Genomic DNA, 7,183 nt, shown 5'->3' on the forward strand with positions numbered 1-7,183 from the left:
GTTCGTTTGGCCGAATGAATGCTGCTTTGCCGTTCGGTTGTCCGAACGCATTGCGCTACAACACCTTGCGTGTGTGCATGCGGTAACTAGGCAGTGCCCGGTACGTGCTTGGGCGTAGTGAGCTGTCCTCTTTGCCTGGAGAGCTCCGCAGATGTCACCGCACCAGCCGCCGAAAGGCTCCATCGATAGCCTGATTGCCCAGAACCTGCCCCGATGGCTAGTCGACCACGCGCAACCGGAAAGGCTCGATGCGTTACGTAACGCCCTGCGCCGACAGGCGAACTGCAATGCTCGGCTTGGCCCGATCCTCCAGGCCATCCCTTCTCTGCAGGCCTACACAGCAGCGTTGCTCACAACGAAACTGCGCAACAGCGGCATCAGCAACCCGGATGTGAACAGTTGCAAGGTGCGGATCTCGAAGCGGTTGTTGCTGCCCAGCGCTTCGCCTGCTCTGCTGCGGCCAACCTATGTTCGCCGCTCCAGGCGCTCTTTGCTGGCGGCGGCGCTGCATAATTATCATCGCAAGGAAACGCGCCCCGCGCTGATGCTCAAAGGTGAACTGGTCGATGGCGACGGCAAACGCCTGCCAATGAGCTTCCATGCGTTTGCCTCCGCGTGTCGTGAAATCGATGCCGGTGGCAAGTACCAGGCGTTGCTCACCCACCATCTGCAGCCTGAAGATGGCCCCCAGGATGAGCCGGGCCAGGCCACCGCTCGCTTGCACGGGCAGTTCGAGGCGAGTTTCAGGGCCAATTTCGAGGTGGCGATGCGGATCGCTGTGTTCAAAGGCGAAATTGACGAGCGCACGTATTGGTTGTTGTTGCCGCTTGTTGCCGAAAAGCCGGTGGTGCCTGCGCGGGTTGGTACTGTTGTACCCCGACAGCTGTACCTGCTGGGCCGCCCGATTCAAGGTGTGCTGACGCTGGAAGTGCGTCCCTCGGCGGATGGTGCAGTCGAGTCGGTGGTGCTTTGGATACCCGGTGACCCGCTTGTGCCTGTCTCCGGCCATGCCAGCTGGGACGCCCTCGACACCTACCTCGGAAAGCGCTTTCTCAAGCCGGCATATCGTCGCTTTTTCGCACGCTTCATTAGCGAGCGAGAGCGGGTCAATTTTTATCGTGTATTGAACGAACGGGTCGCACAGGCACAGGCCGCTGGGGTAGAACTTGACGCCCGTTGCGCAGCGATCACTGATGCGCCGTTTGCCCACCTGCGCCGGCAATTCATCGCCAAGATCAGGGATGACGCCAAAGTGCTCGCCGTGCCCACCGATGTCGAGGATGACGAAGACCGCGAAGCGCGCATGCAGGGCTACAAAGAGCTGGGTATGGACTTGCTGAACGTGGTGGGGTTCTTCGTGCCGGTGCTGGGTGAAGTGTTGCTGGTGGCCAACGCGGTACAGCTGGCTGATGAAGTGTATGAAGGGTACGAAGATTGGCGCATGGGGGATCGCGAAGGGGCGTTGAACCACCTGTTCAACGTTGCCGAAAACGTTGTGGTAGGCGGGATGATCGCCGCTGGCAGCAAAATTGCCGTGCGCGCCCTGGAGCGTGTGGCCTTCGTGGATGAATTGGCGCCGGTATGCCACGCTGCTGGCAAGGTCAAGCTCATGGCCACGGACCTGCCAGGTTACGATACCCAACCGGTGCGTGGTGTCGGCGCGCAGGAATGGCTCTGGCACCTCAATGAGGGGCGTTACAGGGTGATGGAGGATCCGCAGGATGGCCGCTCCAGGATCCAGCATCCTGATCGTCCCAGTGCCTACCGGCCGCTGATCGAACAGAACGGAGCCGGCGGCTGGCGCCATGAACTCGAAGCTCCCCAGGGCTGGGAAGGGCGGGCCAATCTGGTACGCCGCTTGAGTACACCGCTGGCACAACTACCGACGCAGGCATGCGACTACCTGCTGCAGGTGACAGGGCTGAGTGAAGCACAGATTCGCCGTTTGCACGTCGAACACACGGGCGCACCTGCACGGTTGCTCGATGCCTTGGAGCTCTATCAGGCACATGAGCGCAATCCGGACTTCAGCGCACCGCAACTGGCGCAGCACGTCGCTGCTCGGCAAGTGCGGTCCAACGGCATCGAGCGGCTGGTGCAGCACACTTTTCCGGGCCTGTCGGCTCGCTGTACGCATGAGCTGCTGAAGCACTGCAGCGGGGCGCAGCTCGATACGCTCAGCGCCACGCAGCGGATCCCTTTGGCGGTGGCCGAGCGCGCACGGTGGTCACTGCGCGAGAGCCGTCTGGACAGGGCATGCGCCGGTTTGCGTCTGCCGCGCTGCGTCAATCCCGACACCGAACGCCTGGCCTTGGGTTTGCTGAAGCGTCAAGTGAAGTGGCCGGACACCTTGCGCATAGAAGTGCGCGACAGTAGCCCTGATGGCCGGTATCTGACTGGCATCGGCGCCGAGGCTGCAGAGGACGTACGGTGTATCGTGCGCCGCAGCGACGGCTACCACTACGTCGGCCAAGCCACGTCCGGTTCATATCTTGCGGCACTGTTGGCTGCGCTGGATGAGACGCAGACAGCCGATCTTGGCGACGCCGCGGCCAGTCCTGACGCCTTGGGCTCGTTGCTGATCGAGGCCGCTGCCGGTGACCGTACCCAGGCGGCCGAGCTCTGTGGCATGCCCCGGCTGGGCGTTGGCCTGCGCCCCCCGAGCCGTTTGGGGGATGGGCGTCTCGGTTATGTCTTGAGTGGGCGAGGCGAGAGCAGCCGGCGTGCGATCGGTCGGGGTATTCACCAAGTGTTTCCGACAATGACTGACGGAGAACTGCAAGCCTATCTGCTCGACCTCATGGAGCGGCGAGTCGGGTTGTGGGAGCACTATAGCCAGCTCATGGATCAGCTCACGCGCCTGCGTCAGGGCCTGCGCCAGTGGCGCAGGGACGCCAGTAACCCGCTGGACGCGCTACGCCGCCGCCGGGTCGCCACCGCCGTAAGGCGCAGTTGGCGGCGCAAGATTACCGACGAGGCCGGGGACTACGCGCTGATCATCACCGGAGAGCGTGTCGGTACCCTGCCCAATTTACCGGAGGGGGTGAGCTTTGATCATGTGCGACGGCTGATCCTCAGTGACCTGAGCCTTGGTGAAATCAATGGGGACTTTCTCCGGCGCTTTCCCAATCTGGTTGAGCTCGACCTGTCTGGCAATCGCCTGACTGCTGTTCCTCAGGGCATTGAACGGTTGCCCCGTCTGCGGCATTTGAACCTGCGCCGCAACAGGGTAGTGATGGACGAGGCCGGTGAATTGCGTCTGGCCGGGAGTGGCGCCCTGCGGTACCTGGACCTGAGCCAAAACCCGTTGGGAAGGGCGCCGATACTCACTCGCCTGGGCAATCTGCGTGAAGTCAACCTGCGCGCCGCGGGCCTGGAGGTGTTGCCTGAGCGAATTTCGTTTCGTGCCCACGTGGACTTGCGTAACAACAACATCCGCACACTGCGCCAGGAATTGCACCAGTTGCGCTTGCAGGTGCACCAGTTGTCCTTGCATGACAATCCACTGAGCGAAGCTGACGGATTGCTGCTGGATGAGGCACGAGGTGTGACTCCGGGGCATTGGGGGTCAGCGTCGGCACGCCACCGTGCAATCGACAGCGATCTGTTCGACAACTGGGCCAACCGTGCAGGCGACGGCGAACGTGATCGCCAGCAGGCAATATGGACAGCACTGCGTGGGGAACCAGAATCGGAGGGATTGTTCCGCTTTCTGGCGGACTTCGCCATTACCGAGGACTTCGAACAGCACCCGGGGCATTATCGCAGCCGTATCTGGCGGATTCTGGACGCGTGCGAGCAGCACGAGCGGTTGCGCCAACAATTGTTTCTCGAGGTCTCTGGCCGACGCAGTTGTGTAGACCGGTTATTGATTCTGCTGGAGCAGATGGAGCTTGGCGTTCTGGTAGTGCGTGCTGTCGAAGATACCCATGGCAACCGGATCGAAGCCCGTTTGCTGAACCTTGGGCGCGGATTGTTTCGACTGGACGAGGTCGACCGCCTGGCGACGCTGCACGTGCAGCGCATGCGTGCCGAGCACGCCCCACTCATCGATGAGATCGAGACCAGGCTTTTCTATCGGCAGCGTCTTGCCCGCCCGCTGGGCTTGCCTATCGAGATCGACGAAATGCATTTTCCCGGTTTTGCAAACATCACTACCAGTGACCTGCTGCGGGCGCAGGACACGGTGCTGCAAAATGAAACGACAGATGCCTTGATTACCGCTTTGGCACAGCGGCCTTTCTGGGAGCAATACGCGCGGGAGTCCTATGCGCAGCGATTTGAAGCGTTGCTGCAACCACTCCACGAGCGCATGGAGGCCGTGCAGGCTCAGGTCGATGAGCAAGTGATCAACGAAAGCGAGTTTCTACAACGCTGTGAAGCCCTGAGGACTGATTACGAACGCAGTGAGCGGGCGTTGCTGGTGCGTTTGGCGCGCGAAGCCCACGAGCGTTGGCCGGGTACGCCCTCTTGAACCATCAAGAGGGCTTCACGGTCACTGTCAGGCTGCGCGGCTATTGGCACGCAGCTTGCGGGCTTGCTGCAGATACGCCTCCAAAGCCATCTGCTCCTGCGCGGTCAGCGACAGGCCCAGCTTGGTACGACGCCAGAGGATGTCAGCGGCTTGCTCAGCCCACTCTTCCTTCAGCAGGTAGTCTACCTCGCGGGTGAAAAGCCCGGCCCCGATAGCCTGTCCTAACCCCTCGGGCCCATCGATGCCATCGAGCAGCCGCCACACACGGCTGCCGTAGGTGAGCACCCAGCGTTTGGCGATGTCGGCAGGCAACCAACCGCAACGTGCCAGTACGGCATCGATCAGCGCCTGCACCGTTGTCATCCCTTCAGCGCCTGGCAGTGGCGCGTCGGCAGTCCAGCTGCCGCGCATCTGGGTAAAGAAGGGCTTGAGTTCAGCCATGGCCGATTCGGCCAGCTTGCGGTAGGTGGTGAGCTTGCCGCCGAACACTGACAGGAGCGGCGCCTGGCCTGTTGGGGCGGAGAGGGCGAGCGTGTAGTCGCGGGTCACTGCCGACGGGTTGTCCGACTCGTCGTTGCAAAGCGGCCGCACCCCGGAGTAGGTATGCAGGATGTCGGCTTGGCTCAGTTGATGGTTGAAGTGCTCGTTGACGACCTTCAGCAGGTAGTGGGTTTCCTGCTCGGTGATCGCTACCTTGGCCGGGTCGTCGCTGTACTCGCGATCGGTGGTGCCGATCAGGGTGAAACGGTCCAGGTAAGGGATGCAGAAGACGATGCGTTGGTCTTCGTTCTGCAGGATGTAGGCGTGGTCGCCTTCGTACAGGCGCGGCACGATGAGGTGGCTGCCCTGGATCAGGCGAATGCCGTACGGCGCGTCAAGCTTGAGGTCGTCCTTGATGAAGCTGGCGACCCATGGGCCGGCGGCGTTGACCAGGGCGCGCGCACGAATGGTCTGCAGGCTGCCATCGGCGTGTTGCAAGTCTACCTGCCAGATGCCATCGACACGTTCGGCCCGCAAGCAGCGGGTGCGGGTGAGAATGTCCGCACCCAGTTCGCGCGCGGCCATGGCGTTGAGCACGACCAGGCGGGCGTCATCGACGGCACAGTCGGCATATTCGAAGCCGCGGGTAATGGTGGATTTTAGCGGGTAGCCAGGGCCGAAGCGCAGGCTGCGCGAAGCGCCCAGGCGCTTGCGCTTGCCGAGGTGATCGTAAAGGAACAAACCGGCGCGGATCATCCAGGCCGGGCGCAGGTGCGGGCGATGAGGCAGCACAAAACGCATGGGTTTGACGATGTGCGGTGCCTTGGCCAGCAGCACTTCGCGTTCGGCCAGCGCTTCGCGCACCAGGCGGAACTCGTAGTGCTCCAGATAGCGCAGGCCGCCGTGGATCAGTTTGCTGCTGGCCGAGGAGGTGTGCTGGGCCAAGTCGTCCTTTTCGCAAAGGAACACCTTGAGGCCGCGCCCGGCGGCATCGGCAGCAATGCCCACGCCATTGATGCCACCGCCGATAACGGCGAGGTCGTAGCAGTCTTGGAGGGGTGGCTGGGACGAAACGGGCTGGGACACGGGCAAGGCCTCCTGGGGCTGTTCACATCGAATGTGAACATAAATGTTCGTTTCCGAAAATAGTAGCGTAATGAACAGGCGGCTGCCAGTCAGTCTTCATAGAAAAAACTGATCGGATGACAGGGAAATGAACATTTGCGAAAAGGCAGGGTGTCGATTTGCAAGGCAGAGATCAAGTGCCGCCGGGACGGTACTCGACCCAGCGGTACACAAGGGGGCGGGGCGAGCCCTTGGACTCAAACCACGTCGAGGCGGATCTTGTACTGGTTGAGCAGCTGGGTCAGGGCCGGGGAAGGCGCCTGGTCGGTCACCAGGCAGTCGACCAGGCTGATCGAGCCCAGGCGAACCATGGCATTGCGGCCGAACTTGCTAGAGTCCGCGGCCAGTAGCACCTGGCGAGCATTGGCGATGATTGCCTGGGATACCCGTACTTCCTGGTAGTCGAAGTCCAGCAGGCTGCCGTCCTCATCGATGCCGCTGATGCCGACCACGGCGAAATCGACCTTGAACTGGTTGATGAAGTCGACGCTCGCCTGGCCGACCACGCCACCGTCGCGGCGTACCGTGCCACCGGCCACCAGCACTTCGAAGTCGTCCTTGGCCGCCAGGATCGCCGCCACGTGCAGGTTGTTGGTGATGACTTTCAGGTGATTGTGGTTGAGCAGGGCGCGGGCGATGGATTCGGTGGTGGTGCCGATATTGATGAACAGCGAGGCATGGTCGGGAATCTGCCGGGCCACGGCGTCGGCGATACGTTGCTTCTCGTCGCGCATCTGGTCGGCGCGCATGGCGTAGGCGGTGTTTTCGATGCTCGAGTCGTAGGCGGCGCCACCATGGTAGCGGCGTAACAGGTTGGCTTCGGCGAGCTGGTTGATATCGCGGCGGATGGTCTGTGGGGTGACGACGAACAGCTGCGCCATTTCCTCGATGCTGACATAGCCGCGTTCGCGGACCAGCTCGAGGATTTGTTGTTGGCGTGGAGGCAGATTCATGGGCGGTCCTTTGGGGCAGCCGGACAAATTCTGCAATGATGCCGTAGGTCGTGGTGTAGGACCAGTCTGGTTTATGCGTAAAGGCTTACCGCGGGGCAAGTCGCATCGGCGGTGTGCCGATGCGACCTTCCCCACAACGCTTTTTGGAGCA

General features: G+C 61.9%; 3 protein-coding genes. 1 reads left to right on the forward strand and 2 read right to left on the reverse strand.

All coding sequences use genetic code 11. The annotated features are described in order from the left end of the window. Positions 1–151: 151 nt before the first annotated feature. On the forward strand, positions 152–4,474 hold the full coding sequence (locus ACQ4OD_RS07825; RefSeq protein ID WP_430944123.1) for an NEL-type E3 ubiquitin ligase domain-containing protein: 4,323 nt from the start codon (positions 152–154) through the stop codon (positions 4,472–4,474). Positions 4,475–4,501: 27 nt separating this feature from the next. Here the strand turns inward: ACQ4OD_RS07825 and glpD are convergent, their stop codons facing one another. Continuing rightward, positions 4,502–6,040, reverse strand: coding sequence for a glycerol-3-phosphate dehydrogenase (gene glpD, locus ACQ4OD_RS07830; RefSeq protein WP_198755487.1), 1,539 nt, complete (start codon positions 6,038–6,040; stop codon positions 4,502–4,504). 236 nt (positions 6,041–6,276) lie between these two features. Next, complete coding sequence (glpR, locus tag ACQ4OD_RS07835) at positions 6,277–7,032, reverse strand: DNA-binding transcriptional repressor GlpR (RefSeq protein ID WP_023629017.1); 756 nt, start codon at positions 7,030–7,032, stop codon at positions 6,277–6,279. Between the last annotated feature and the right edge of the window lie 151 nt (positions 7,033–7,183).

It is taken from the genome of Pseudomonas sp. WC1 (assembly GCF_050586565.1).
Taxonomy (GTDB): Bacteria; Pseudomonadota; Gammaproteobacteria; order Pseudomonadales; family Pseudomonadaceae; genus Aquipseudomonas.